Origin of the sequence: Slackia piriformis YIT 12062 (assembly GCF_000296445.1) — a bacterium.
GTDB classification, from domain to species: domain Bacteria; phylum Actinomycetota; class Coriobacteriia; order Coriobacteriales; family Eggerthellaceae; genus Slackia; species Slackia piriformis.
The window spans coordinates 42,118-68,617 of sequence record NZ_JH815199.1 but is presented as its reverse complement, the minus strand read 5'-3'; the positions used below and the strand labels follow the sequence as shown (position 1 = coordinate 68,617).

22 protein-coding genes and 1 tRNA gene are annotated in these 26,500 nt (G+C 54.3%); 15 read left to right on the top strand and 8 right to left on the bottom strand.

Annotated elements, in window-relative coordinates; genetic code table 11:
* Positions 1 to 29 precede the first annotated feature (29 nt).
* The 5 genes from HMPREF9451_RS08160 to HMPREF9451_RS08140 form a co-directional block, all read right to left on the bottom strand.
* Positions 30 to 563 (bottom strand): DciA family protein, encoded by a 534-nt coding sequence (locus HMPREF9451_RS08160; RefSeq protein WP_232204121.1) that lies wholly within the window; start codon positions 561 to 563, stop codon positions 30 to 32.
* Between the two features lie 5 nt (positions 564 to 568).
* Positions 569 to 1,699: a DNA replication/repair protein RecF gene (gene recF, locus HMPREF9451_RS08155; RefSeq protein WP_009139821.1), complete on the bottom strand. Its 1,131-nt coding sequence runs from the start codon at positions 1,697 to 1,699 to the stop codon at positions 569 to 571.
* A gap of 11 nt (positions 1,700 to 1,710) precedes the next feature.
* The gene (gene dnaN / locus HMPREF9451_RS08150; RefSeq protein ID WP_009139820.1) at positions 1,711 to 2,808 is read right to left on the bottom strand and encodes a DNA polymerase III subunit beta; all 1,098 of its coding nucleotides are present in this window, start codon (positions 2,806 to 2,808) and stop codon (positions 1,711 to 1,713) included.
* A 198-nt stretch (positions 2,809 to 3,006) separates the two neighbouring features.
* Entirely contained in the window at positions 3,007 to 4,812 is a 1,806-nt protein-coding gene (gene dnaA / locus HMPREF9451_RS08145; protein ID WP_009139819.1) for a chromosomal replication initiator protein DnaA, read from the bottom strand.
* Between the two features lie 125 nt (positions 4,813 to 4,937).
* On the bottom strand, positions 4,938 to 5,762 hold the full coding sequence (locus tag HMPREF9451_RS08140; RefSeq protein WP_009139818.1) for a helix-turn-helix domain-containing protein: 825 nt from the start codon (positions 5,760 to 5,762) through the stop codon (positions 4,938 to 4,940).
* Between the two features lie 686 nt (positions 5,763 to 6,448).
* On the opposite strand from HMPREF9451_RS08140, the gene rpmH reads away from it, so the two are divergent.
* The 9 genes from rpmH to rlmN all read left to right on the top strand — a co-directional run bounded on the left by rpmH (position 6,449) and on the right by rlmN (position 13,575).
* Positions 6,449 to 6,583, top strand: a complete 135-nt coding sequence (rpmH, locus tag HMPREF9451_RS08135; RefSeq protein WP_040626826.1) for a 50S ribosomal protein L34 — start codon at positions 6,449 to 6,451, stop codon at positions 6,581 to 6,583.
* A 15-nt stretch (positions 6,584 to 6,598) separates the two neighbouring features.
* Positions 6,599 to 6,952: a ribonuclease P protein component gene (gene rnpA, locus HMPREF9451_RS08130; RefSeq protein ID WP_009139817.1), complete on the top strand. Its 354-nt coding sequence runs from the start codon at positions 6,599 to 6,601 to the stop codon at positions 6,950 to 6,952.
* 2 nt (positions 6,953 to 6,954) lie between these two features.
* Positions 6,955 to 7,242, top strand: coding sequence for a membrane protein insertion efficiency factor YidD (gene yidD, locus HMPREF9451_RS09735; protein WP_449329013.1), 288 nt, complete (start codon positions 6,955 to 6,957; stop codon positions 7,240 to 7,242).
* Between the two features lie 11 nt (positions 7,243 to 7,253).
* Positions 7,254 to 8,024, top strand: a complete 771-nt coding sequence (locus HMPREF9451_RS08125; RefSeq protein ID WP_009139815.1) for a YidC/Oxa1 family membrane protein insertase — start codon at positions 7,254 to 7,256, stop codon at positions 8,022 to 8,024.
* A 59-nt stretch (positions 8,025 to 8,083) separates the two neighbouring features.
* A complete protein-coding gene (locus HMPREF9451_RS08120) occupies positions 8,084 to 8,647 on the top strand; it encodes a Jag family protein (protein WP_009139814.1) in 564 nt (187 codons plus the stop codon).
* Between the two features lie 170 nt (positions 8,648 to 8,817).
* Positions 8,818 to 9,531 (top strand): 16S rRNA (guanine(527)-N(7))-methyltransferase RsmG, encoded by a 714-nt coding sequence (gene rsmG, locus HMPREF9451_RS08115; protein ID WP_009139813.1) that lies wholly within the window; start codon positions 8,818 to 8,820, stop codon positions 9,529 to 9,531.
* A gap of 618 nt (positions 9,532 to 10,149) precedes the next feature.
* On the top strand, positions 10,150 to 11,163 hold the full coding sequence (locus tag HMPREF9451_RS08105) for a ParA family protein (protein WP_009139812.1): 1,014 nt from the start codon (positions 10,150 to 10,152) through the stop codon (positions 11,161 to 11,163).
* Positions 11,156 to 12,445, top strand: coding sequence for a ParB/RepB/Spo0J family partition protein (locus HMPREF9451_RS08100; RefSeq protein ID WP_009139811.1), 1,290 nt, complete (start codon positions 11,156 to 11,158; stop codon positions 12,443 to 12,445). The genes HMPREF9451_RS08105 and HMPREF9451_RS08100 overlap by 8 nt, the downstream gene beginning before the upstream one ends.
* A 110-nt stretch (positions 12,446 to 12,555) precedes the next feature.
* The gene (gene rlmN, locus HMPREF9451_RS08095) at positions 12,556 to 13,575 is read left to right on the top strand and encodes a dual-specificity RNA methyltransferase RlmN (protein ID WP_009139810.1); all 1,020 of its coding nucleotides are present in this window, start codon (positions 12,556 to 12,558) and stop codon (positions 13,573 to 13,575) included.
* Positions 13,576 to 13,661: 86 nt separating this feature from the next.
* Here rlmN and HMPREF9451_RS08090 read toward each other — a convergent pair whose 3' ends face one another.
* Complete coding sequence (locus tag HMPREF9451_RS08090; protein WP_009139809.1) at positions 13,662 to 14,156, bottom strand: ferritin family protein; 495 nt, start codon at positions 14,154 to 14,156, stop codon at positions 13,662 to 13,664.
* 178 nt (positions 14,157 to 14,334) lie between these two features.
* Here HMPREF9451_RS08090 and HMPREF9451_RS08085 point away from each other — a divergent pair, with 178 nt between their 5' ends.
* Positions 14,335 to 15,288, top strand: a complete 954-nt coding sequence (locus HMPREF9451_RS08085) for a D-alanine--D-alanine ligase family protein (RefSeq protein WP_009139808.1) — start codon at positions 14,335 to 14,337, stop codon at positions 15,286 to 15,288.
* Between the two features lie 55 nt (positions 15,289 to 15,343).
* On the opposite strand, the gene HMPREF9451_RS08080 is transcribed toward HMPREF9451_RS08085, so the two are convergent.
* The gene (locus HMPREF9451_RS08080; protein WP_009139807.1) at positions 15,344 to 16,003 is read right to left on the bottom strand and encodes a hypothetical protein; all 660 of its coding nucleotides are present in this window, start codon (positions 16,001 to 16,003) and stop codon (positions 15,344 to 15,346) included.
* Positions 16,004 to 16,064: 61 nt separating this feature from the next.
* Here HMPREF9451_RS08080 and HMPREF9451_RS08075 point away from each other — a divergent pair, with 61 nt between their 5' ends.
* The 4 genes from HMPREF9451_RS08075 to HMPREF9451_RS09990 all read left to right on the top strand — a co-directional run bounded on the left by HMPREF9451_RS08075 (position 16,065) and on the right by HMPREF9451_RS09990 (position 24,691).
* Positions 16,065 to 19,109: a helicase C-terminal domain-containing protein gene (locus tag HMPREF9451_RS08075; RefSeq protein ID WP_009139806.1), complete on the top strand. Its 3,045-nt coding sequence runs from the start codon at positions 16,065 to 16,067 to the stop codon at positions 19,107 to 19,109.
* 83 nt (positions 19,110 to 19,192) lie between these two features.
* A complete protein-coding gene (locus HMPREF9451_RS08070; RefSeq protein ID WP_009139805.1) occupies positions 19,193 to 20,593 on the top strand; it encodes a hypothetical protein in 1,401 nt (466 codons plus the stop codon).
* A gap of 60 nt (positions 20,594 to 20,653) precedes the next feature.
* Positions 20,654 to 24,367 (top strand): hypothetical protein, encoded by a 3,714-nt coding sequence (locus HMPREF9451_RS09540; RefSeq protein ID WP_009139804.1) that lies wholly within the window; start codon positions 20,654 to 20,656, stop codon positions 24,365 to 24,367.
* Positions 24,368 to 24,541: 174 nt separating this feature from the next.
* Positions 24,542 to 24,691 (top strand): DUF5679 domain-containing protein, encoded by a 150-nt coding sequence (locus tag HMPREF9451_RS09990; RefSeq protein WP_009139803.1) that lies wholly within the window; start codon positions 24,542 to 24,544, stop codon positions 24,689 to 24,691.
* Positions 24,692 to 24,788: 97 nt separating this feature from the next.
* Here the strand turns inward: HMPREF9451_RS09990 and HMPREF9451_RS08050 are convergent, their stop codons facing one another.
* Entirely contained in the window at positions 24,789 to 26,123 is a 1,335-nt protein-coding gene (locus tag HMPREF9451_RS08050; protein ID WP_009139802.1) for a coproporphyrinogen III oxidase family protein, read from the bottom strand.
* A gap of 257 nt (positions 26,124 to 26,380) precedes the next feature.
* On the opposite strand from HMPREF9451_RS08050, the gene HMPREF9451_RS08045 reads away from it, so the two are divergent.
* Positions 26,381 to 26,455 (top strand) — tRNA-Gly (locus HMPREF9451_RS08045).
* Positions 26,456 to 26,500: the final 45 nt, after the last annotated feature.

Here is a 26,500-nt window from a genome sequence, read left to right as displayed (position 1 = left end):
AACAGCGCGTTTGAGATGCTTCACATCCCCTACAAGGCTCGATTATTGCTTTTTCTTTTTTCTATGCCAGATTTCCACTCCAAATCGGAAATCATCGCTTTCAAAAGCGATTTGCGAAGACGTTCGTCGGAAATGAGCGAACACTGCTCCTCCAACTCAGCCTTCCTTTCTTCGGGAAGCGGAACCCGAACAGCAGGCTCCACGTAAAACGGATCGCCGCCTTGGTCTCGGAATGGATAATTCTGCTTGTACCTGCCGCGGGAAATGAGAATTTTGAACTCTTCGATTTCCTCGTTGAATTTCTGCAGGAATTTAAGCTTGATCAATTCCCTTCGCGCATTGAGCTCGGCAGCGAACATGCTGTCGTCGACATAGACGATGAGCGTCTTTTCGTCGCCCTCGCGAACGATGTAGACAGCGTTCGTGTGGTCGAGAAAAACGGGATCCACGGCCTCACGCCACATCTGCTTCACCTTGTTCGCCCGCGCGGCCTTCGCGGCAAGCTCGCTCGAGGCCGCCGTCGACCTGAGGCTATTCTGCAGAACGGAAGAAAACGACTTCATCGAGCTCACCGCAACCCGCCTTTCAGCTCCACGACGCTGGCTGCGCCCAGCGCGGCCTCTTCGAAAAAAGAAGTATCGGTGGTTGTCACGAACACCTGGGATCCCTTCGAGACAAGGGCCATGAGGGCGGCGCGACGTGAGGCATCAAGCTCGCTCATGACGTCGTCCAGAAGCAGGACAGGGGGAACCCCGAGCATTTCCTCCACAATCCCGACCTCGGCAATCTTCCACGCCAAGACCAGGGAGCGCTGCTGCCCTTGAGACGCAAACATCGATGCATTACGACCGTCGATGAAGAATTCCACGTGGTCGGCATGAGGGCCCACGACGCTTCTTCGACGCGCGCGCTCCTCTGTTCCTCGGCGTTGCATGGCCCGGCGAAGCGAAACCTCCGCCGATTCCCTATCGTAATGAAGACCCAAGGGTTGCACTCGCGACGCCTGCTTGACATGTTCTTCTTCCCAGGAGGGGACATACACCGCCTCTATATGCTCGGCACCGCCCGCAATCGCCTCGTAGGCGGACGCCATTCGCTTCGCCAGGTTCGAAACCAGGGCCTGGCGATACAGAAACAGCTGCAATGCCGTTGGAGCAAGCATGTCATTCACGGATTCCAGAAGAAGAGCCGGCGCCTCATCACGAAGAAGCGCGTTTTTATGCTTGACCAGTTTCTCGTAATCCCGCTTGATAACGCGGTGGTTCCGAGAAAGTTGGCACCCAACGAGATCGAGCGCGGCACGGCGGGCCGATTGGGTCCCTTTCACGAGAAAAAGGTCGTCGGGAGAAAACGTCACCGACGGCAATATGCCCTGGAGGTCTTGGACGGCCTTTTTCTTGCCGTTCACGGCATAGGAACGCACCCCGGGTCTGACCTCGAGAGAGATGGAAAGATCGCGCGTGTCGGAGACGAAGCGGGCGCGAAGGCGCGCCCGCTGCTTGCCCCAGCGTATCAAATCGGCAGAACGTGGGTTTCTGAAAGAACCGCATGCCGTCAGAAGCTGCATCCCCTCGATAGCGTTCGTTTTCCCCGCGGCGTTAGGTCCGACAAGTACCGTTGTGCCTGCAAGGTTATCCAGCTCGAAAGACGCGTAGCTTCGAAAGTCTTCGAATCGTACCGTGTCTATATGAAGACCCATGGACGCATACCTTACGCAATGCGAACAGGCATGACCAGATATAGAAATTTGTCCTCACCAGCCGCTTTGAAGATGCCAGGCTTCAAGGGAGATTGCGTCTCAAGGAACACCTGCGGCGTAGAAATCGACATCAACCCGTCAAGAACGTACTGATGGTTGAACGCGATCTGGGTGCTTTCGCCGTCCACCTCGCAAGGCAGAATTTCTTCCGCCGACCCGACATCCTGCGACGTTGTGTTGATGATGGCGTTTTTCGTCGCTTCGTTGATGTCGAATTTGATAGGGGAGGAAAGACTGCTTACCAGGCCTACGCGCTTAACCGCCGTAATGAGATCTTGCGTGGCAAAGCACGATTTCGTCACGTACGTTGCGGGGATGAGCTGCTTGTAGTTGGGGAAGTTGCCTTCGATTCTCCTGTTGATGAAAACCATGCTCTGATAGGTAAGCACGACCTGGTTTTCCGAAAGGCCGATTTCAATGGAGTCTCCGATTTTAGGAAGAGAAGCTACTTCCTGCAAAAAGGCTCCGGAAACAATGGCTTCGAATCCTTCTTCTATTCCTTGCACTTCGGTTTCAGATACCGCAAGACGATAAGAGTCGGTTGCGACCATTTTCAGCGATTGTTCGCTTGTAGAGATGAGAACGCCCGTAAGAACTGCGCGGCTCTGATCTTTCGAAACGACCTTCGCAACGCGTTTAATCATATGGCAGAACGTGTCGAAGGGAACGCTGATACGGTTGTCTACATCGACGACAGGGAATTCGGGGAAGTCGTTCGGGTCGAGAGTCTTAAGAACGAAGGAGGATTTATCGCACGATACCGATACCGTGCCTTCCTGGGTTTCGAATCCCACGGCGGCTTCGGGGAGCTGTTTGACAATATCGAGCAGAAGTTTCTCGGGAATAACGATGGATCCCTCTTCCTCAATGAGTGCAGGGACAGTGTATCGGATCGAACGTTCCAGGTCCGTCGTCTGCATGACGAGATTCGATTCTTGCGCCTTGACGTAGACACCCGAGAGCACTGGAAGCGTCGAACGGGAAGATGCCGCTTTCGATACGATTGTCAGGGCATTGAGCAGCTCGCTCTTGTTTATGTTGAATCTCACGCCTCTATCCCTTCTATCAGTAAAGGTAAAGTAATTAGAATAGTAGTAATAATAAGGGCGGTGGAATTGGGGAAAAATCCGAATAACGCCATGTCACCGTGCTTTTTTATCGGATGAATATCTGTACCGAGTATTGCACACGATCCCACCGGAATTATTGCCTATATTATCATTCCACGGCATTGCACGATCTTTACCTTAGTTTTCCCGTATGTTCTTAATGATCAATTCGAGTTCTTCCTGGAGGTCCCTGCTCTTCGTGAGCTTCTCTTCCACTTGCCCGACCGAATACATGACGGAGGAGTGGTCTCGGTCGAATTTCTTCCCGATGTCGTTGTAGGGGATATCGAGCATTTGGCGGCACAGGTACATGGCAACCTGGCGTGCGTAAGCGATGTTGCGCGATCTTTTCTTTCCTACCAGATCGGCGTGGCTGACTTTATAGTAGCGTTCCACCTCGTGCTGAATCGAACCCACGTCGAGACGCTTCATGGCACCCGACGAGAAGTGGTTTTCCAGCAAGGAGCGGACGTCGGCAAGGGAGATGTCCGGGTTGTCGAAGTATGTGATTTGAGAGATGACCTTCGTCACGGCGCTTTTAAGCTCGCGAACGTTCGAGCTGGAGATTTCCGCTATGTACATCTGTATGTCTTCGGGAACGTACAGGTCGTAGGCGTTCTCGGAGGTTCGATATTCCTCGATAAAGCCCTTGATGATTCCCAGCTTCGTTTCGACCTCCGGCGGTTGGATGTCATACGTTCCGCCGGAGTTGAATCGGCTTGTGTAGCGCTCGTCAATGTCGATCATCTTCGGTGCGCGGTCTGCCGAGAGGACCACCTGTTTTCCCATGTCGGTGAGCTTGTTGAAAAGCTGGAAGACAATATCGACCGTTGCCGATTTTCCTTGGAAGTACTGGACGTCGTCGATGAGGAGGACGTCGGCATCGAGATAGCGGTTCTGGAAATTCTGATAGCTGTCCTTATTCTTGTCATGCGCCGCAACGGCTGCGGTGTAGTCAGAGAGGAACTCAGCCGAGTCGATGTAGACGACATGCATATGCTCGTTCGTGGTGAGGATGTAGTTTTGAATGGCGCGAAGTAGATGCGTTTTCCCAAGGCCGCTTCGCCCGTAGATAAAGAGGGGGTTGAGGTTTTTCTTCCCAGGCTCTTCAGCTACGGCGACGGCCATGGAGTAGGCGAGCCTGTTCGAATTTCCCACAACGAAGGTCTCGAACGTAAGGGACGATGCGAGCGCGGAGTTGACGCCGCGTTTTCCCTGCTCACGATTTGTATTTTGCTGGTCTTCCCGCGAACCTTCCATGCGTTCCGGCTTGGCGATATTCGCATTTTCCATCATGAATTCTTCGAACGAGGAGTCTTCCTCGGGCATGAAAGACGGCATGCGATCGACCGGGTTGGTCTGTTCGGCGGCGTGGTTTTGTGCGGGCGAAATGCTCTCCTGCGCCGCGACGGTTTGATTCGCGTTGTTCGCGGCGGGAGATTCTGGCGTTGGCACGTAGGTCGGTGCGGGCGCGGCGGGCTGCTCGGCCGTGGGTTGTGCTTGCGGCGCGTACGGGGTCGGGGACGTCGTTGCGTCGACCGGGGGAGTTGCGAATATGGGCTGGGCAGGCTGAGGCGCGGCGTTTTGGGGCGCAGGGGCCGAAGGGTACGGAGCATGGGGCGCGGCGGGCGGAACGGTTTGTGCGGGCGCTGCCTGCGCGGTGACGAGGGGCTGTCCTGCGGTGGGGTCTACCTCTATCTCGACAAGGTAGTCTATGCCGAACAGGTCTTTGAGAGCCTGCTGTATGGTGGTAAGGAACCTTCTCTCCACCTGGTCTTTTATGAATGCGGTATCGGCGGTTACGATCAAAAACCCGTCGGATATGGCCTGGGGTTGGAGGCGGCCGAAGAAAGCGTCGACCTGGATGGCGTTGACCGTGTCGTAACTTTTCACCTGGGCGCAGACGAGCTGCCAGGTTTCGTAGAGGTTGCTGGAGTCTACCATGGTTGCACTTTCTCTTTCGTTCGATAGAGGCTGCTTCGTCGTCTTGTTTAACGAAATAGCCGTGTCGTATATGCGTAATGCCGCTGTCTTCTTGCTGTAGGTGCGGCGTACCTTGTCTAGAGGGGTTAAAACAGGTCTTCCGCAATGCCCAGGCCAAAGTCGGTCAGGCATCTCATCTTCCCGACCGATTCCACAAGCCCGGCCTCCTCGAGGTTCCCGAGGATTCGGTGCGCGGTGCTAGGGCTTAGGCCGAGATCGTTTTTGATGTCCGTGAGCCTCAGAGATCCTTCTTGCATGAGGAGGCGGAGGATGTCCTTCTCTCGGTCGGTGAGACGCGGGGTCGAGTCGTTACGCTGGGGCGTGCTCGTGTGACGTTTCGATGGGCTGCGGTCCTGACCAGGTGCGACGCTTATGGTGACGACCGCTCCCGCCCTGAGGTTGTCTTCTATGGTAATGCGCCCATGGGAGAAGGAGAGGTATTCCTTGACAAGGGGCAACCCGCTTCCCACCCCTCGAATGTATCGTTTCATGGGGTCTGTGGCGGAAGAGAACCCCGGCATCTGGGCTTTCTCTTTCTGGGGAATGCCCGGGCCTTGGTCGGAGAACCTGATGGTGTTTCCTCCGTCATATATGGAAACGACGATTTCGCAGAATCGGGCATGAATGAAGTTCTCGCTTACTTCTCTGATAACGGTGTAGGGGATGGACCCGCCCGTTTGCTGCGCCTGCGTGTAGATTGTGGAGGCAAGGCTCTCGATGAATTCCGCTGTTGTGTTCGGTGCAATCTCGGTAACACGTGGTGCGCTGCGGAAATCGTCGTAGCATGCGATGCGCGCGGAAGTGAGTGCATGGGAAAAATCGTCGCTCAACGAGCCGACGGTTTCTGGAGCGTCTTGCGGTGTGTTTGATGTGGGTTCCAACGCTTTTCCATTTAATTCCGAAGTTTTCATCATTTTCCGACGATTCCAGGAAGCGAGATAGTTTTCCCCGAATCGGTTTTCCCCATTTTACGGATTGTGGAAAACTTTTCCAAGGGGCATTTCGAGGGTACGTGGAAAATTTCAAGCAGTATCACCCCGCCTTTTATAAGTTTTCAACATTTTATTCAACCATTGTGGAAAGTCAGGAATCATTCTTGAAAAGTTGATTGAAAACAGTGGGCAACGCTTCTAAAAATGAGGAAAACCCTGCGGGCTGCTTTGTCGAGAAGGGAAAATTCCATGTTTTTAAACTGGAAAAAGCCTGGAAAAGCGTGGCAGTTCTGAAAAATGGCAAAAAGCAGAAACATTGAAGCTATTTTGTATAATGCCTGTTCAGATAGGTATAAGATTGCATACTGCCTTTTTTCACAAGGATATTTTCCATACGGAAAGAACAGTGTGGAATGTTTTCCAGAGACTTTTCAACCGCGAATTCCTGGGATTATGCCACTTTTCAACGTTTTCAACATTTCGAAGATGGCGCTCATGGAAGAAGAAGCCTCCAGCTAGAGGGACGGGAAAGACCGGTCCGTGGCTCTTCATGGAGTAACGGGGATATTGTTTTCAAAAAGGGTTTACTTTTCGGTTGCGCGCGGTACAATCATACGGCTATTCACTAATGGACTATCAAATGCTGACCGTGAAAGGGAGACGATATGAAGCGCACTTACCAGCCGAATAAGCGCAAGCGCGCCAAGTGCCACGGTTTCCGTGCTCGCATGGCTACCAAAGGTGGTCGTGCTGTCTTGGCCGCTCGTCGTGCTAAGGGCCGCAAGCGTCTTTGCGTGTAGAAGAAAGGCATCGGTGTGAAATCGACCATAAAGTCGAGCGCCGATATCTCGCTTCTTTTCTCGCAAGGAAAAAGATTCAGCACGCCTTTTCTTACGGTGATTGTGCTGAAGCAAAACAATCAACACGACCATGAACTACTTCATGGTCGTGTTGCTTTTATTGCGGGTAAAAAGTCGGGAGGTGCCGTCTGGCGCAATGGCGCAAAAAGGCGCATGCGTGCTCTCGCCTATGATTTCGGGGGGCCGTGGGAAGGCTACGACGTGGTATTTCTGGCCCGTGCACCCATCTTGAAGGCTTCTTATAGTAAAGTGAGCAAAGCGTGTGAAAAGGCCTTAGCAAAGGCCGGAATCGTTCAGTCTGCTTCGTGATAATGCTCCGGGCGGATATGAGAAGGTTGCATATGTCTTTGAAATCGGTGTTTTGCTTCATGGGCACGTTGCCGTCGAGGGCTGCCCTTGGGCTCATCATGTTCTATCGCTCTGCAATCTCCCCGCTCTTCCCGGCATGTTGTCGCTATATTCCCACGTGTTCAGAATACGGCATGATCGCGATCCGAAGATTCGGGTTCATCAAGGGAGGCTGGCTGACTATCAAGCGGATTTGCAGGTGTCATCCTTTTCATCCTGGCGGGTATGACCCTGTACCTGACGAATTGTAGAAAGGAACCGTATGTGGGACGCGTTTAAAGATTGGATATTCAGCTGTATCCAATTCTTCTCCAACTTTGTGGGCGACTGGGGCTTGGCCATTATCATCATCACGGTCATCTTCCGCCTTATCGTTGCTCCGATCATGCACAAGCAGATCAAGTCGAGCTTCCAGATGCAAAAGATTCAGCCTCTTATCAAGGAAGTTCAGACGAAGTTCTCCAACGATCCCGTTCGCATGAACGAGGAGATGCAGAAGCTGTACGCCGAGACGAAGTTCAACCCTTTGGCGGGCTGTCTCCCCATGCTTCTTCAAATGCCGATCTTCTTGGCTATGTTTCAGACCTTGCGCGAGCTTGGTGGCCGTCAGACTGGTACGAGCTACACTTTTTACGGGATGGTTCCGGATTTGACGCTGACCCCGTCTGAAATGTTCTCTCACGGCATCGCGGCGTTTTTCCCGTACCTCGTCCTCATGCTGGTGTTCGCCCTGGCAACGTTCTTGCCGATGATCCTCCAGAACATCCACAACGATAGCGCCCAGCGCAATCAGATGCTCATCATGGGCGGCATCATGACCTTGATGATGCTTTGGATTTCGTGGGGTTCTCCTGCCGGCGTTTTGCTGTTCTGGGGCACCTCGTCTGTTATCGGCATTCTTCAGAACCAGATCACCATGCGTATGATGAAAAAAGCTGAAGCTGCTAAAGAGGCGGAAATGATCGACGTGAAGCCGGTCAAGGTCAACGTGGAGCGCAAGCAGAAGAAGAAGCGCCCCACCAAGAAGCGTTAAATGAAACAGGGCGCGTTCTCTTGAGGAGGATGTGCTGTTGATGGAAGGAAGGACGCGTTATGACCGAAGAGGATATCGTGGCCGTAGAAGGCGTCGAAGAAGATTCCGAACAGGAAATTCAGGCAGACAGCTCTCATACCGAAATGGTGGAGCTTACCGAAGAGGAGCTTGACCGCGTGGCGGACACCGCCATAGACGCGCTGCAGGGCATCCTGAAGCACTTCGATGTCGGAGAGGTCACTATCGACGAGTACGAAGGCGATGAAGGCGAGCTGATTCTCGACATTACCGGCGACAATCTGGCCATCTTGATTGGTCGCCATGGAAAGACGCTCGATGCTCTCCAGTTCATCATCTCTGCCATTACGACGCGCACGCTTGGGTTCCGCTATCCCGTCGTGGTTGACGTGGAAGGCTACAAAAATCGTCAGCGCCAGAAGCTCGAGTCCATTGCACGCTCGGCAGCGAACCGCGCGGCGTCTCAGCATCGCAACGTTAAACTTCGTCCGATGACCCCCTATGAGCGCCGCATTGTTCATTTGACTTTGCGCGACTTCGACGACGTGGAAACCGCCTCCGAAGGGGAGGGAAGCGCCCGTCACGTGGTGGTTATCCCTCGTTAGCGTAAAGCGTGCGAGTCTGCAAAAGCCCGATTGCGGGTTTGAGCCTTCTGGGGGCTTGCCAACAACGAAGATGAAGCCGGGTCGGATAGATGTATCCGACCCGGCTTTCTTTGTTGGCATGCCTTCTTCGCGTACAATAAGCCAATCGACTGTATATATGAGAGGTGAACATGGGCCGTTTAGCCGAATTGATGAAGGGATACCACGGCATTGAGGTGAAGGAAGACCGTGAGCGTTTGCTCATGGACGACCTTCATGCGATCATGGATGTGAATAAGACCATGAATCTAACCCGGATTCTTTCCGAAGAGGGCGGTATCGTCTTGCACCTCGAAGACAGTTTAACGGGGCTTCCTTACATCGGCGACGCACCCGAGGGTCTTTATGCCGATCTGGGAACGGGCGGCGGGTTTCCGGGCATCCCCCTTTGCATCATGACGGGCCGCAAGACCCTTCTTGTCGATTCGGTCAAGAAGAAGGTCGCCGCGCTTGATGGTGTTGCGGGCAATCTTGGTCTCGGGGACCTTATCGATGTGTACGCAGGGAGGATTGAGGACCTCGCCAAGGAGAGGAAAGGGCAGTTTTCCGTACTGACGGCACGAGCATTGAGCTCTCTTCCGTCTTTGATGGAGCTTGCCTCTCCGCTTCTGAAGAAGGGAGGCCGCCTTATCTGCTATAAGGCTCAGCCTACCGGCGAAGAGATCGAGAATGCGCTGGGAATCCAAGAGATTGTAGGGCTTCGTTTGGAGTGCGATCAGACGTTTCGCCTCAGCGATGATTCGACCCGAAGGATTTTTGTTTTCGAGAAAACAGGAGCTCCTCGGATAAAGCTTCCTCGAAGAATCGGCCTTGCCCAGAAAGATCCTCTACGTCCTCGGTCATAATCGGGCCGTTGTGGCGGATTGGGGTTCGGGGTGGATTTGTTTCACGCAGCGGACCGGGCGGGCTCTTAAGCAATGCGCCGGTCTGGCAGGATTGCATTCGGCTGTCCCTCGTATCATGTAACAATGGGTGATACAAAAATGCCAGATATTATTCTATTCGACATAATACTCGTCGAATAGAAGAGGAAGATGCTTGCCTCATGCACTTGGTTGGGCATGAGGCAAGCTCCGATAAAGCTATCTTTTCGATGCGCAAGTTTCGTTTTTGGCGGAAGTTTCACGTGAAACATTCTCTTAGGTCGTGGCTTGCGCATCGCCCTTTTGCCAAAAAATCCCGAATCGGGTATTTTTGGCAAAAGGGCGAACACGGGCGCGAGCCTGGTGCCAACGTTGAGATGTTGTCGCCGCCGGTTCGATTTCGTTCGCGTGTCTCGCGTAAAGAAAATACGCATACAGATGCTTATTGCAATGCGTCGGCTTGCAGCACGCTATAATAACGAGATTAGCCGCTCGGCTTTTCATGGTGATTAGAGTGTTTCACGTGAAACACCCCGCTATTACAGATGCGTATATATATCGGTAGGGCGAGCCTGTGCCGTTGTCGTTGAGGAGGATCTTGTGGGACTATTTGATGGTTTTAAGCGTCAGGTCAATCATCATGAAGCCCAATTGACGCCATCTTCCGAGAATCGAATGGAGGAGCGTTTTATAGACCCTGAAAAAGTCGAGGTAATAGAGCGCGAAGTAGACGATGTTTCACGTGAAACATCGTCCGACGTATCTCCCGAACCTCGTCAGAGCGACCCGGTATTTGTTGCCACGCCTCTCAAAACGTATGCCGACAAGAAGCCTGTCAAGCACGTTGTAGGGGCTACGAAGGTCATTGCCATTCTGAATCAAAAGGGCGGCGTTGGGAAATCGACGACGACGATCAATCTGGGTGCCGCTTTGGGAGAGCTGGGTAAGCAGGTTCTTCTTATAGACCTCGATCCGCAGGGGAATACTTCGAGCGGTTTGGGCATAGAGAAGAACAAGCTCGAACAGTGCGTATACGACGTCCTTCTTGGGGAAGCCGCCTTGACCGACGTTATCATCCCCGACGTCTGCGAGGGGCTCGACGTAGCTCCTGCGACAATTAATCTTGCGGGAGCGGAAGTAGAGCTTGTCTCCGAGATGGCTCGAGAAAATCGCCTCAAAGAGGCCATCGGCGCGATTCGCGGCAAGTATGATTACGTGTTCATCGATTGCCCGCCGTCACTGGGTCTCCTGACGGTCAATGCCCTTGTTGCTGCCGATAAGCTGCTCATCCCCATCCAATGTGAGTTCTACGCTCTCGAGGGTGTTACGAAGCTTCTTGATTCTATGAAGAGGGTTAAGACTTACCTTAATCCTAGTCTGGATATATTCGGTGTTCTTTTGACGATGTATGACGGACGTACGACCCTGTCGAAACAGGTTGCGAACGAGGTGCGAGGCTTTTTCGACAAGATAGTATTCGACGTTGTCATTCCTCGTTCGGTCAAGGTTTCCGAAGCTCCTAGTTTTGGGCTTCCTATAACGGAATACGACACGACAGGGAAGGGCGCCGAGGCCTACAGAACCCTTGCTAAGGAAGTGATACAGCGTGGCTAAGAACACTCGAAGCGGTCTCGGTCGCGGTCTCAACTCTTTGATGGGCGGCTATGAGGCGCCGGCCGAAGCTTCTTCTCGCAAGAAGAGCGAGCAGTTGGAGAATCTTTCCTCCGAAGCTGCTCCCGAGGTGAAGAAAGCGGTCGAGGAGCTCCCTCGCCGCAGCGTCGAGCGAGAGGTGATCAGGGAGGAGAACCTCACGCAAGAGGATCGGGCTGTTATAGACCGGGAAAAGAGGAAATTTTCTGCGCCAACGAAAGCAAGCGATCCTCTCGGTGTGAAAATAGCGGTCAAGGACGTCATAGCGAAGAAGGAACTTATCGAGGAAGACGACGGCGTCACAATCAAGGGGGTCGTAGAACGCATAGCCAATCCCGAAGCGGCAGCTCGGTATTCCGCGGAAACCTCCGCATCTTCGTCTCCGTCCTTTGCGGAGCGAATGGAGGCTCGCGTATCGGCGGTATCTACCTCGTCTGCCGAAGAGACCGGCCATGTACGAGCGACCGACGAAGTGGACATCGACAAGATTCACCCCAACCCAACCCAGCCTCGGATGCATTTCAACCAAGACGAACTCGAGGAGCTTTCTGCTTCGATCGAGAAAGATGGGCTGTTGCAGCCTATTCTCGTGCGAGAAGCCGAGGATGGCTATGAGATCATTGCGGGTGAGCGCCGTTGGCAAGCGTGCAAGCTCGTAGGGTTGAAAAAGGTTCCTGTCAGGATAAAAGAAGCGGATGACTTGAAGGTCCTGGAGCTGGCTCTTATCGAGAACCTTCAGCGTAGTGATTTGAACCCCATCGAAGAAGCGTATAGCTACAAAAGGATGATGGAGCGCAGCGGCCGCACCCAGTCAGAGGTTGCATCGGCGGTTTCGAAGGGGCGTTCGACTATTGCGAATGCTCTGCGTCTGCTCGACCTTCCGGAAGAGGCCCAGCAGCTCCTTTTCGAGGAGAAAATCACGGCAGGTCATGCTCGCGCTATTCTTTCGGTACAGACGCCGGCCAATCGCTTGAAGCTGACCGAAAAACTGAAGAACGAGAAGATTTCGGTACGAGAGGCCGAATCCATCGCCCGTCTTATGGTGGGGAGGGAAAACGCCGCCACAAAGCCGCCGAAGCCTCCGGCGCCCAAAGCGTACAAGACAACCGCGCGTTCTCTTGGGGAGAAACTTCATACGAAGGTGAAGATTAGATCTGTGAACGGAAAGAACAAGATAGAAATCGAATTCAAGGACGAAGACGATCTCCAGCGTCTTTTCGAAATCATGAACGGATCTGAGCAATAAGAGCGCAGTCCGCCTGCCAGCTCGAAGATAGAGGCCTCGCTCGTCATGAAGGAGCGAGGCCTTTTGCAACGAATCGAACATATGTGATGAGATAGGAAGGGTTATCGCCAATGGGGGAAGAAATCAAATCGTATTCCTACGAAGGCATTAAAAAGCTTCTTGCTAGATTAGGTCAGCCTCAGTTCAGAGCGAAGCAAATCGTGCAATGGCTGTATCAGAAAGGTGCTTCGTCGTACGACGAGATGAGCAACATACCCGCAAGTCTCAAGGAGGTGCTGGAAAAGGAAGCCCCGCTGCATCCGCCGGTGATATCCGATAAACGGGTCTCTTCGGACGGCACAAGAAAATACATCATTCGATTCCATGATGGCGCCGAAACGGAAATGGTGGGCATACCCTCGAAGGATCGCCTTACCGTTTGCTTTTCTACGCAAGTCGGATGCCCTATGGGCTGCACGTTTTGCGCAACGGGGAAAGAGGGTTTCACGAGGAACCTTCTTCCCGGGGAAATGGTCGACCAGGTGATGCTTGTTCAGGAAGATTTCGGCGAACGAGTATCCAACGTGGTTGGCATGGGTCAGGGGGAGCCTCTCCTCAATTACGACAACGTGCTTGCTGCTTTGCGATTCCTGAACTCTCCCGACGGATTGAATATCGGAGCTCGCCGTATCACCATTTCCACGTGCGGTCTTTTGCAGGGTATAGATCAGTTCGCAAGAGAGCCGGAACAGTTCACGTTGGCTATATCGCTGCATTCCGCCATTCAGGAAACCCGAGACGATATCATGCCTGCCCTGATGAATCAGAAGCTCCCTGCGCTTAAGAGGGCGGTGCAGAGATACCAGGAGGAATCGGGAAGGCGCGTGACGTACGAATATGTCATGATCAACGGCGTGAACGATGACGCGGAGCATCTCAAGGCTCTCGTTCATTTTTGCAGAGGTACGCTATGTCATGTGAACTTGATTCCCGTTAATGGAGTTGAGGGTACGGGATACGCTCCGAGTGCATCGGATGCTTCTGCTCTGTTCCTGAAGGAACTTACGAGCAAAGGGATTGAAGCGACGATTCGTCAGTCAAGAGGTGCCGATATAGCGGGCGCTTGCGGGCAGTTAAAGAACGCGAAGTAGGAATTACAATCCGCGTATTCGGCAAAAAAGAAGACGACCCGGAATAAATTCGGGTCGTCTTTAGCTTCCATGGTAGGAAAGGGGGACTACAGAGCCTCTGCGGCTTTCTTGTAGCCAGCCTTGTGAGCGCCCTCGAACTTGGCGGTCATCTCAAAGAAGTGAGCGATGTCCTCGAAGCCTTCTTCGCGAGCGGTCTTGGCGAATTCGGGATACATGCTCTCCTCTTCGTACTGCTCGCCTGCAGCAGCGCTCTCGAGGTTCTCCTTGACGCCACCGAACATGCCGAGGTAGACAGCCTCAGCAAGTGCGTGGGCGGTTTCTTCCGCCATGGGGCGGTCGAAGGCGGCAGCAGCTTCGGTTTCGCCGGCCTCTTCAGCGATGTGCTTCCAGAGGGTGTACTTGCGGTTTGCCTGAGACTCGCCTGCGAAAGCGGCTGCAAGATTCTCGGCGGTCTTGGTGCCGGTTACATCAGCGGGCTGGTACTCGGAAAATGCCGCCTGGCCTGCATGGCACATGGAGCATTCCTCGGGGGCGGAGCCGACGTGGAGGTAACCGCATACTTTGCAACGATAGATTTTCATGAAGACCTCTTTACCTATGATGAGTTTGCGCTGTTAAAGCAAAATAAATGATACTGCTTCGATGCGTTCTGTCAACGAAGCCCAACGAGCGTACATCGTTGGTATATATTATGGCTTCCTAGAGGCGAAGCTTTTAGAACGGGCTGAGATTTGTAGGTTTGTTACAGTAAGGAATGACATGGCATATTCTGGGAATCCGAAAGACTACTCGGTTGCGGTTTTGTATGGAGGAACCAGCGGCGAGCGAGAGGTCTCTCTTAATTCGGGCGCATGCTGTGGGGAGGCTCTGAAGGAGTTGGGCTTTTCCGTCACGATGATCGATCCTGCGTCTCGCGATGATTTGAAGAAGCTTGTTGAAGAGGAGTTCGACGTTGCGTTCTTGGCCCTTCACGGCAAAGGAGGGGAGGACGGAACGCTGCAGGGATTTCTCGAGACGCTTGGAATTCCTTACACGGGTTCGGGCATACTCTCGAGCGCCATTGCCGTCAATAAGGCGAAGTCGAAGGAATGTTACGAAGATGCGGGCTTGCGTGTAGCCGCGTCTGTTGTCGTCGGCCGAAACGACGTTCTTGATTCGGAGGATTTGAAGGAAATCGAGGAGACGTGTGGAATCCCATGCGTTGTGAAGCCCACGACGGAGGGAAGCTCCTTGGGCATGACCATCGTTCGCGATGCATCCCAGATTCAGCCGGCACTTGACGTCGCATTCCAGGTGGACGACGAGGCAATGGTGGAACAATTCATAGAAGGCATCGAGCTTACGGTTGGCGTCGTGGGCAACGATAGCTACGAAGCTCTTCCCGTCATCCAAATTGTCCCGAACGACGATGAGTTCTACAACTACCATGCGAAGTATGCTGCTGGCGGAAGCACCCACTTGTGTCCTGCTCCGCTTGACGAAGACACTACGCAGAAGGTTCAGGACATGGCAATTGCGGCCCATGCGGTTCTTGGATGTCGTGGTATTTCCCGAACCGACATAATGCTGGATAAAGAAGGGGATTGCTGGATTCTCGAGACGAATACCTTGCCGGGTATGACGAAGACCTCTTTGATTCCCGATGCCGCTCGTGTTGTCGGCATGGATTTCCCCCGGGTTTGTGAAAAGCTCATCGAGCTTGCTCTTTCTTAAGGGGTTGGCAGAGGCTTGGTTCCAAGGCGCGGTTCAAACCGCGCCTTTTTTAGCGCTAAAAGATGCCCATGCAATGCAGAAACCATAGAATACATGCACCAACGCCCAGGATGAATGCCCAGCTTATGATGTAGCATCCGATATTCTTGCTTCTTCCAAGATCGAGCACTTTGTCGTGGACGCTCCTATGATCTTTCAGTATCACGCTCGATACTTCGTTGTCGGGTATTTTCACCTTGTTCGAAGGCTTCCAGCTTGACGGGTCTTTTGCAATTTCTTCAGCTGACCGAGCGCTTAGAGAAGGGTCGGGCCGCAGGCCTCGAGCGGCTTCTCGGGCGAATGATGACGCAAACGAGCGAAACGATTCGGCATGCTTTGGCGAATAGGCCATAATCGCAACCTGTCCCCAATAGGCGTTTCCCCCGAGGGCTTCGCTATAGGCAGTGAAGCTGAGGACATAGGTTATCTCCCAGTCTTTAGCCTGCAGGACGGCAAGCGTGTGCGACATGTTCTGGTCGAGAAATCCAATGGCCTGTCCGTAAGGGTTCACGAGCCAAGCTTGGCGATGCTTGTGCTCGTCGAGCCTCCATTCGATGGATCCCCTGTCTCCCACTGCATTATCGGGGCCTGCGAGTGCCGCGCCGCTGCGCTTATCTTTTGTCTGAAATGTGGCATACGTGCCGAAATAGATGTCGGACGCGTTGAGAGGCGCCATGATATTCCTTTCGTGGTAGGCTTACTGTCTACGGTTGATTGAAAGATGAGGACATGAGAACATGAGTGTATACGACTTCGTATCCCAGGGTACTCCAGATGATATCGTCGAGCGCTATGCAGCTTTGAAAAACGATGCGGAAACCTCCGATTTTGGCGCTCTCGATCGCAATGTCGTCATCCTCGATACCGAGACGACGGGCTTCTCGCAAAATCATGACGAACTTACGCAGATAGCCGCCGCCCGCCTTGAGTGCGGTGTTGTGACCGAGTGGTTCGTAACGTTCGTTAATCCAGGGAAGCATATACCCGACGAAGTGGCTCGTTTGACTGATATTCACGACGAAGATGTAGCAGATGCCCCTCTTCCTGACGAGGCGCGTGCCCGTTTGGTCGAGTTTATTGGCGATGCGACCGTGGTGGCTCATAACGCCGCTTTCGATAAGGGCTTCGCGACGAAGACGCCATCCGGCTATCCTCTTCTTGAGAATCTTTGGGTCGATTCGCTCGATCTGGCGCGCATTGCGCTTCCTCGCCTGAAATCGCACAGGCTTATAGACCTGGTAAAGGCGTTCGATGCTCCTCTTTCGACGCATCGCGCCGATGCCGATGTCGAGGCATTATGCGCCGTGTATAGGATCCTGCTTGCCGCCATCCAGGCTATGCCTCTCGATCTTGTTGAATACATCGCAAAGCTCGCTCCTGTCGAAGAATGGCCGACGGGAGCGGTATTCGGCTTCATGGCGAGCCATATGGCCGCGCTCGAGGAGGCGAAGACGGGCCCCGGAATCCAGAGGAAGAGCTACCCGCTTACCATCAGGGGGCTTCGTTCTGCGCGTTTTGCGAAGAAGGCCGCTCGAGACTCGCGAGAAGGCGGGCCTTCGTGTTCCGAGGCGAAAGGCGAGCTTCTTGCCGCTTACGATACGGACGCGTCTTCGACTCGGCTTAGGGAAGACGGCGTTTTGGAGTTTCCCGATGTATGTGAGGTGGAAGAGGCGTTTTCTTCCCAAGGCATCGTGGGCGGGCTTTACGAAGGCTACGAACCGCGGGCTGAGCAGAATGTCATGGCATCGCAGGTTCTCAGGTCTTTTTCGACGGGAAGGAACCTTGTCGTGGAGGCGGGGACCGGCGTGGGAAAGTCCATGGCATACCTTCTCCCGAGCGCTCTTCTCGCATTGAGGAACAATACCGCCGTGGGCGTTGCCACGAAGACGAATGCGCTTCTCGACCAAATCGTGTACAAAGAGCTTCCTCTGCTGAACGAAGGATTGAAGCAGCAGGGTTTCGGAGCGCTTGAATATGTGGCCCTTAAGGGGTTTTCTCACTACCCCTGTCTTCGACTGGTCGATAAATTGATGAACGACGGAGCCTCGAGCGTCATGGTTATGGGGAAGCAGGTGAGTCAGGCACCCTCCATTGCCGCGCTGCTCTCTTTCGTTGAACAGACGGAATATGACGATATGGACGGGTTGAAGCTCGATTTCAAAACGCTGCCTCGATACGCGTTCACCACGACGTCGAGGGATTGCCTGAAGAGGAAGTGCCCCTACTACGGCACGTATTGCTTCGTGCACGGTCTGAGGAAGAAAGCCGAAACGGCGCATATTGTGGTGACGAACCATTCTTTGTTCTTCTGCGATGTGGCTGCCGATGGGGGCCTGCTTCCCGATATTCGTTTCTGGGTTATAGACGAGGCCCACGGCGCAGAGGCGGAAGCGCGTCGCGCCCTTGCCGTCACCCTTGATGCGGCGGAGATGGTGCGTCTTGCGAACAGGCTTGCTTCCGACGAGGCGAGGCGAAATCCGTTCGTTCGCGTCGAACGCCGTGCTCCGCTCGATTCTGGCTCCCAGCCCGAAGCGAGCACTCTGTTCTATGCATTGACGGAGAAAGCCCGAGCCCGCGGCAAGGTGTTCGGCGAATGCGCGATCGAATTCGCCCATCATATGAAAGACCTTGTTGGCTGCGATACCAACAAGAGCAATAAAAGCTACGAAACCATAGAGCTATGGATCAACGACGATGTTCGCAGCGACGAAAGGTTTCAAACGCTTCGTGGCTTTGCGAAGGATTTCCGCGAAGCCGCCGAGAAGCTGATAACCTCCGGAAACGAACTCGTCGCTTTTCTCGACGGAGTGGATGGAGCTGCCGATTGCCAGCGTGACATTGCCACGATCGTCATAGATGCGAAGGAGATGCTCCAGTCGAGCGAGCTTATCATGGAGACGGCCGATCCGAAATTCGTGTATTCGGCGAAGCTGTCGAAAAAGCCCGAGCGAGTTTCCGAGGCTCTCCAGGCGCAAATCATCGATGTCGGGCAGATGTTGAGGGAAACGCTGTACGAGAAAACCGAGAGTATCGCCTATGCAAGCGCGACGATAACCATCGGGAAGGACTTCAAGAACTTCATCGGCTCCATGGGTCTCAACTCGAGCGAATCGTCCCAGACCGACACCTGTCTTTTAGGGTCGAGCTACGATTACGATGCCAATATGCAGGTTCTCGTGATAAACGACATACCCGAGCCAAACCAGCCGGGGTATCTCGAATCCCTCCAGAGGCTTCTCGCTCAAGCCCATGTGGCGCAGCAAGGAAGCATGCTCACTTTGTTTACCAACCGCAGGGAGATGGAAGCCTGCTTCGACGCGGTGGACCCCGTCATGAAAGAGAGCGGGCTGAGGTTGGTATGCCAGAAATGGGGTGTTTCGACCAAGGGCCTTCGCGACGATTTCCTGAAAGACGAACACCTCTCGCTCTTTGCGCTGAAGAGCTTCTGGGAGGGGTTCGACGCTCCGGGGGCAACCTTGAAAAGCGTTGTCATACCGAAGCTTCCTTTCGCAAAGCCTACGGACCCCCTGTCGTGCGAACGTGCTCTTCGCGATCAGTCGGCATGGTCTCATTACACGCTTCCTCAGGCTGTTATAGAAATAAAGCAGGCGGCGGGAAGGCTCATCAGGTCGTCCACGGATAAGGGTGTTCTCGTTCTTGCCGATAGGAGGCTTCTGACGAAAGGGTATGGAAAGGTATTTTTGAATTCGCTGCCGTCACGTACCATTCGTTTTTGCAGCATTGACGAAGCAGTGGAGGTATTGCGCGGGAACAGGGCGTAGGAAAAGCACCTCGCCCTTAGCGACGGAGGCGAAATGCCTTGGTCGTGAAAACATGCGTTCGAGGGCAGAGCAAAGGAGGCGAAGTGGCGCGCAAGGAAAAGGGAAGCACCCATCTTTTCAAAGACATGGCCACGAGCCTTCATATTAAAAAGAACACGGCGGGCAGATCGAACGAGATCTCCCTGTCGGTCCTCGACGGGTTGAAGAGTCAAGCGGACGACAGATTGGGGGAGGCCGACCAGAAAGTCCGCTTGGGAGACTTGTCTATATTTACGGTTTCTCCGAAGAAGGAGAAGAAAGCCTCCTTTATAGACAGGCCCTCTTCAAGCTCGGCCGATTCTTCCCATCAAGGCGCTTCCCGTATTGCGCAGGAAAGTAAGCGCGCCGCAAAGCGAAAAGAGGAAGGAAAAGCTTCTTCGGGCGAGAAGGGCGACACGACCCGCCCTCGTTCCTTCGTTCCGGAGCTTCCGAAGAGAGACGCATCGGCGAATACGCGCAAAGAGAGAATGCGCGAGCGTGCCCTGGCGGATCCCGATGCCGAAATCAAGAGAAGAAAGAGAGCGCGCAGGATACGCCGCGCAATCGTTGCGACGCTTGTGTCTTCTGTGTCGGTTGCCGCATTGGCCATCGGCGGCCTGTATGTCACGAGGGAATATCAGGAATATACGAGAAGCATGGGCTTGCTTGACAAGGCGTTTACGGAGATATCCAGAGCGGACGAACTTGTCATCGAGATGGACGAGATCGTGACCCAAGAAGTTACCGAGGCATCTCGTGACGAAATGGCGTCGGTCGGGCAGGGGATGGAGGATGCCGAGCTTCATCTTAAGGCGGCCACTGCCTTTGCCGAGGAAGTCACGGCGGACATGGCGTCCCAAGAAAGCAAGGATGCGGCTGCAAAGGTGGTCGAATCGGCGGATGCGAGAAGAGCCATGATGCAGCACGCCGAAGTTCTCATGAAGGCAGACATCGAGGCCCTAGAAGCGGTTTCGGTGGCCGAAGAGGCCTGGAATGTCGTAGAGGAAGCGAATGGCTTGATGCAGGAGGCCGCAGCGCTGGTTTCTGATACGACGGTGGAGAACACGAGAGAATCGCAGGCGAAAAGCGAGCAGGCCACAGAGCTTCTCGAGGGGGCTTCGGCGAAGCTTGACGAAGCGTCGGGCCTGTACCCCGAGGCCGACTTCTCCGTTTTGAGGGAATACATTGCAAAGCGCATAGAGCAGAATGGATTCGCGGTGCAAAGCGACCAGGCTATCTATGTGCAAGACAAGGCAACGGCGGAATCGTTCAATGAGGAGTACAATCGGGCTGATACCGAGGCCGTCGATTTGGCGTCGCGTCTCCCGGAAAAGCCCGCACAGCCGATTCTCGACGCTTTTCAGGAAAACGTTGAAGAGGAGAGAGCTCTCTATTTCGAGGCTCGTCAACGGGCTGCTGAATCGGATGCGTTTATTAGGGAATATCTAGGAGAGCCAATCGGATAAGTTATACTGTCCTGCGAATATGCCCATATTCGAGTTGATATCGACATTAAGAAGGTCAGTATGAGCACACCTATAGACCATATCGCCTACCTCTCCCAGGAGGTCGGGCCTCGTCCAGCAGGCACGGAGGAAGAGCAGCAGGCGGCTCTCTATATCACGGAGCGCTTCCAGAAGGAATCTCATTTGCCGGTGGAAATAGAGGATTTCACCTGCAATGCGAATCCTCTCATGCCTAAGTTGATTTGTTACGCCGTCACGATCGTGGCGACGATTCTTGCTCTGTTCGTTCCTGTTCTTGCGATTCCGGCGGTCGTTGCGGCTGTGCTCTCTGCGGCGATATATATTGCAGAATCGTTCGACAAGCCCGTGCTCTCTCAGCTTTTCATGAAAGGCGTAAGTCAGAACGTTGTCGCGAAATACGAGCCGGCGAACGATTCTGAGGGATCTGGAACGCGCCGCCGCAAGGTCATCCTGGTGGCGAACTACGATAGCGGCAAGGTTCGCCATGATCTCTCTGGCTTTTTGGTCGGTTTCCAGAAACCTCTCCAGTACACGGTCATGGGCTCCATGTGCCTCCTTCCCCTGATTCTGCTTATGCGTCAGGTTCTTTTCAACGGGGAGGGAATTGCCAGCACGGTTCTCATGGCTTTGTCCTTGATTCTTGCTGTTGTCGTAGCTGTTCCTGCGGTTTTTTCTATCATGGAGAAGATGGCGGCATATAACGAAGGCGCGAATGCGAACGCAGCCGGTATTGCGGTCATGCTCGAAGTTGCTCGTCGTATCAGCGATGGGGAAGCGACGTCTGAGTCCGCGGGGGAAGGCGTTATGCACGGCGAAGAGGAGGCGTATGCCGCAGGAGTCGTTCCGGATGGGGCGACCATTTCCTATGAATACGGAACCTCCGATGGTCGACGCGCAGAGCGTGTCCATGATATATCGGACAATTTGGCCCAGGCGAAGGAGGGCCCGATTGGTGCGGCGACCGACGAAGAGGTATCTCGTTCGCGCAAAGAAACTCGCAGCGCTTTGTCGAGTGCGCCTGTTGATACCCTCGCTGCCGCTGCCGCCAAGGCCGCGGAGCTTCATGAGGCGGCTCAGGCGGCCGAAGCTGCCGAACGCGCTCGCAAGGAGGCTGAAGAGCTTGCGGCTGCGTACGAGCTCGAACAAGAGCGCATTCGCGAAGAGGAAAGGGCTAAAGCGCTCGAAGAAGCTGCCAAGAAGCCTGCGCCCAACGTGCCTGATTGGTATTTGAAGGCTACGGAAAAAGCTCGCAAGAACTATCCGCAGAATCTTGTCGCGAGCGATTCTTCGTATCGTTCTCGCTATGCGGTTCGCCCTGAAGAGCCGCAGGTGGTTGGAATAGAGGAAGCCCCCGAAGAGCCCGTGGGTGAAATCGAGGAGATTCTCGGGTCGGCTGCCCCTGTTCCTTATGTCGATGATTTCGTAGAGTCCCGCACGTTCGACGGTGAAAATCAACCGGCGATTCAGGGAAAAGAACTTCCCGAGAACGTTGTCGAGCCCTCTGGGGAGGCCGGCTCTGAAGAAGAGAATGCCGCACCCGCCGAATCCGATAACGATGCAGTTCAGAAGGATTCCTCTGCCGAGGGGGATGCGCATGAAGGCGCCGACGCCGCAGATGGCCATCAGGGCTCCGTCGTCGATGGGGCCTTGCAGGCCGACGCAACCGTGCAGGCCGTTGAAGAGCCATCCGATTCGTTCGATTTCGGAGATGACGGCCATCAGTCTATGGGCGTGATGTCGGTGGATGCGTTCTTGGAAGAAGAAACTTCGGTCCAGGATGCCCAAGATGGAAAACGGGGCGAGGATCCCCAGGATCTTCCTGTGCTTGATTTTTCGAATACGGGACGCACGGCGGCGATGCCCCCCGTCGAAGGGGCTGGGGTCGGCCAAAGGGACGAAAGCGTTGCCTTCTCTGCGGCGGATGGGTCGCGCACTACGGCGATGCCTGCCGTTTCGGATGCCGGAAATCTTGACCTTGACGCGCTGCGCATGGTTGCGGAGGGGCTGGATAACGGCTCCGAAGCCGTTCGGATTTCCGAAGATACCGCAGCGGTGAACCCTCAGGTTATGTATTACAATCCGCCGGAGGATCGCTCTCAAGAACTTCGCGATCGCGCCCGCAAGGAAAGGGCAGTCGTCACGCTTACCGCGGACGAGATGGAAGATATGGCTGTCAGCGTGAGCGAGGCCGAGCCTATGGCTTCCGCTGCGCAGGTCGTCTCAGTCGCTTCTTCGCGCATGTCCGACTCTGTGGCAGCATCCGAGGGCGCTAGCGTTCTTTCTCAGGAGACGGCTGCGGAAATCAGCAGCGAGCCTTCCGCTCCTAACGTTGCGCAGGAGGCTGTCTCGGTTGCTTCTGAGGCGACAGCGGCCCTCCCTGCTGTCGGCGGTCTTGAACCGAAGGGCGAACCTTCCGCCGCCAAGGCCGAGCGCCGCATTCCTTCCATTCCCTCCATCGACCAGGCTCCAGGCAGGGTCGTAATACCGAGGATTCCCAAGGTCGATCTTCCGAGCATTGTTTTGCCTCCGGTTTCGGCTCCCGAGCCGAGGCCTATTTCGTTTGACGATCTTCGTCAGCGCGCACCTTTGGCAAGCGTTGCCGAATCGAACGGGCAAGAGGCTGCCAAGAATCTTCTTTCGACCACGCTTCCTTCCATCGAAGGGGCTCCTTCGTTCAGCCGGGAAGAGACCGCGACGAAGGCTCAGCCTCAGAACAACAGCGTGAGCGTGACGGGTTCGTTTGCCGCTATTGGGGCTATCGGGGCGGAGCCTGTGGGGGATGAGCTTCTCGAGAACGTCGATCCTGACGACATCTATGTCGATGATGCGGATGATTCCGTGTTCGAGGAAGAGTTCACCGAAACGGGTGCGTTCGCTGGTCCTGGGTATGTCGAGATGCCTCAGTCGCGTGTTGGGAAGTTCTTCGGCAAGTTCCGTCGCAAGAAGGAAAAGAAAGAAGAGAGCGCCCATGAATGGCTTGGCGTAGACGAGGACTTTGACGCTCGTTCGGCCGGCAAGGCGCGCGGAAGCTGGGAAAGCTTCCGCGAGGACGACGACGAGTGGCAGGGTGGAGCGTTCGGCAGCTTGAAGGCTCGTTTGCCTAAGAATGATCAGGACGAGGAGGGAACGGCGGAGGCTTCCCGAGGCTCCGAGCATCGCCAAAGTGTTCCCGCGGTATCCTCGGATGCGTTTGCGGCCGCTCTCGCTGCAGCAAACGCCGCTGCTGAAGCTTCGGGCAACCCTGTCGTTTCGGAGGATGTGCATCAGCCCCATGAGGAGGATATCCAGGAGATCTATTCCTTCGCGGCGGGGGACATCAACACCGAAGTGTGGTTTGTCGCCCTCGGTTCCGATTTGGCGGGCAATGGAGGCATCAAGGCATTCTTGGCCGATCATGCTTCCGATATGCGTGGCGCTGTTATCGTGAACCTCGAGGCGCTTGGCGCGGGAACCCTGTCTTATCTCGAAAGAGAAGGCGCTATCAAGCAGGTGTCTTGCTCGCCGCGTATGAAGAGGTTCATACGAAAGGCCTCTCAGGCATCCGGAGTTGACATCCGTGCCGAGAGGGTGGATTGGCGCGAGAGTCCTGCAAGCTATGCTCAGAAGCATCGCATGCAGGCCATGACGCTGGTTGGCATGGACGGAAAGAAGCCTGCGTATTATGCTGAGGCGGACGATATTCTGGAGAATATTGACGCCGAGGCTCTCAATAGAAGCGCGAATGTCGTCGTGGAGCTCCTTAAGAACATCTAGGCGAAAGCCGCATCGGTAAAAAACGATGCGGCTTTTTTCATACGTATGAACCCCGTGTTTGTTGGGTTTTGGGATAAGTTGAATTTGGTAAATACGTTATGATGACATTTCCCGCAGGGGTGGCGTTTTGTCTGGCTGTTTCTGCGGCATTTCGTACTACGTTTGGAGGCAACCATGGCTATTGAGGCATACTGCGTGAAGTGCAAGGCAAAGAAGGTCATGCAGGATCCCGTCGAGGGAACCACGAAAAACGGCAAGCCCATCACGAAGGGTAAATGCCCCGATTGCGGCACCACCATCTGCCGCATTGGTGCCGCCAAGTAAAGGCTTCTCAGCACTGTATAGCAAGCATGAAAAGGCCCGAGCTTCATCGATGAAGCTCGGGCCTTTGTCTTGTCGGCTATTGCGTTCGCCGAACGGGCTACTCGGGCGTGCCGTCGCCGAACAAGAGCTCACGCTCTGGTCCGGTGAGAGCGGCGCGTGCCTGGTCGCGCAGGTTGTTCATACCGCTGAGGAATTGGCGGTACATGACGAGGGTTAGATAGCGGCCTTTGGGGGTAAGGGTGAGCTCGTTTTCGTCATCGGTGGCGAATGCTTTATTAAGGCGCATGTACGACGTCTCCGCAGGAAGACCGCGTTCTACGCTACAGCCAAAATCGCGTTCGAACTGCTTCTTATCGAGCCTGAGATCGTAGAGCTGTAGCAAGAACCTGTATCGCATCAGGTCGTGCTTTCCCAGCTTGGTTTTTCCCATGACGGACATCGATCCGCTTGAAACGGCGCTGTTGTAATCTGCGATGCTGAAGTTGTTGACGTAGAGGCATCCGTCAAGGTGGCTGATGCTGCCGCTTCCTATGGCCGGATACTCTTCGTAGGAAACCGCGTATTCGTCAACCTCAACATGGTTGCTGCATCCGCAAGGCTTAGCGCTGCTGCCCAGCCTGTTGAATGTCCAGAGCGTTCTTCTGTCGAATTGAGGGTCGGCCCCGCCCGTCAACTGTTCATCGATTATGTTGTAGAAGGTGTATTCACGGTTGTAATCGACCTTGCCAAGGGTTGAAGACATTTTCCTCGTCGTGGCCGACGAAACATACAACGGCGAGAAAGTTACCTGGTCGCAGGCGCACGCCTTGATGGTCTCGATATCGTTGAGCAGCGAATCCTCCGTCTGCGAGGGGAAGTTGAAAATCATGTCGACGTTGAAGTCATCGAAGTACGAAGACGCTTCGCCGATGCGCTCGAAGATTTCTTCACCGCTGCCGTATTTCTCGTAGCGGTCCATCTGCTTCAAGAGGTCGTTGTCGAAGCTCTGGACGCCGACCGAAAGGCGTTGAACGCGACCTTTGAGCTTGTCGAGATACGGCTTGGTCAGGTGGTTGGGGTTCGTCTCAGAAGACACTTCTTTTATGTTGAAGTTCTCGCGGGCGAGGTCGAGGGTTTCGCACAGCTCGTCAATCATGATTGTAGGCGTGCCTCCTCCGACGTAAATACTTTCGAAGTCGTAGCCGAGGTCTTTGAGCATGAGCATCTCTTTGCGCATGTTTTCGAAATAAGGGGCTGCGACTTCTTTTTTGAATGGGTATCGATTGAAGCTGCAGTATGGGCACAGTCGTTCGCAGAACGGTACATGCATATAGAGCATGTACCGTTGGTTTGGCTTTGCTTCTGGCATTGTGGAATCGTCGGTGATGTTCAAAGCAAGGTGCTTCTTCGTCATGGATTTGACGATGGAAGTTAGCATGCGCTCCGAAAGCACGGTGTCTCCTTTTCGTTACGGGCTGTCGACGCATCATGATAGACTCATCTGCTGTATATGCGGTGATATTTTTTAGGAGCTTTGTCTTTTTACGGATAAACTTCAGCCGTTTGCCCGTTTTCTCGAAGGGTGAGAGGCTTCCTATGTGCGACGTCCCGTAGGGGCGTCGATGCGGCTTCATTTGAAGCGAAGGTGAACTCGGCGATGTTTTCCGCTGACAAGGTGTCTCGATGCGCTATACTATCTAACGCTTTCATGCGGGTGTGGCCAAGTGGTAAGGCAAAAGCTTCCCAAGCTTTCATTCGCGGGTTCGAGTCCCGTCACCCGCTCCAGGTATATGCAAGCCGCCGATGGGTTTCCGTCGGCGGCTTTTTTTG